Annotated in this window: 1 protein-coding gene; it reads right to left on the reverse strand. The window is 61.1% G+C overall.

Going from position 1 to position 728, the window contains the following annotated elements:
- Nucleotides 1-50 precede the first annotated feature (50 nt).
- Nucleotides 51-542, reverse strand: a complete 492-nt coding sequence (locus HMPREF2886_RS19235) for a TrbC/VirB2 family protein (RefSeq protein ID WP_021155429.1) — start codon at nucleotides 540-542, stop codon at nucleotides 51-53.
- Nucleotides 543-728: the final 186 nt, after the last annotated feature.

A 728-nucleotide genomic window follows, 5' to 3' on the forward strand; every position in this document is an offset into this window, starting at 1 on the left:
ATGGAGCGCCCGGTGGAATGGCGTCAAACGACGCGATTCCATTACTTCCATCAGCGACCCCCTACCCCGGTCAGGGCTGCGGCGTGAGCCTTCGCGTAGGCGGCCACATCAGCGGCAGAAATTGCAGCGTCGTGCGGCACCACAGCGCCAGAGAACAGCGCACCAGTCAGCAGCGTGTTAGCGAAGACGATGATGCAGACCACCAGAACGACGTAGATGATGCGGCGGGTGAACTCGGAGACTTCACCGCCCCAGATCAGCGTAGCGCCGCACGCGATGATGCCGAGCAGCGCGATCACGAAGGCCACCGGCCCGCTGATTGACTGCTTGAGCTTGGTCAGCGGGCCTTCCCACGGCAGGCCTGCGCCGCCGCCTTCGGTTGCGTCAGCCGCGTGCGCCGGTTCGATGGCACCAAAGAGAAGCACCAAGAACAGAGCGGCCATCAGCCAGAAGTAGGGATTGGTCAGCACCGCACGCGCTTTGGACATGAAGGGAGAAGCCTTCGACGCCATTGGCGAAGCAGACAGAGCATTTGCGATCATGTGTTGGATTCCTATATGGGTTTAGTGAGGTATTGAGTGCCGTCGTGCCCTTCGACCGTGACGACTTCCTTGATCCGCCTCCCGCCTGCTGTTTTCTCAATCGAGACGATCAAGTCCACAGCCTCAGCGATCAGCGCGTGCATCGGCGCCTGCGTGGCCTCAGCCACAAGCTGTTCCATGCGGATA

The sequence above is a fragment of the Pseudomonas sp. HMSC066A08 genome (assembly GCF_001813025.1).
In the GTDB taxonomy this organism is placed as follows: Bacteria; Pseudomonadota; Gammaproteobacteria; order Pseudomonadales; family Pseudomonadaceae; genus Pseudomonas; species Pseudomonas aeruginosa.

What these genes read in the sequence shown, in the direction of transcription:
- HMPREF2886_RS19235 (WP_021155429.1), bottom strand. Translation starts at nt 542, where the DNA reads ATGATCGCAAATGCTCTGTCTGCTTCGCCAATGGCGTCGAAGGCTTCT.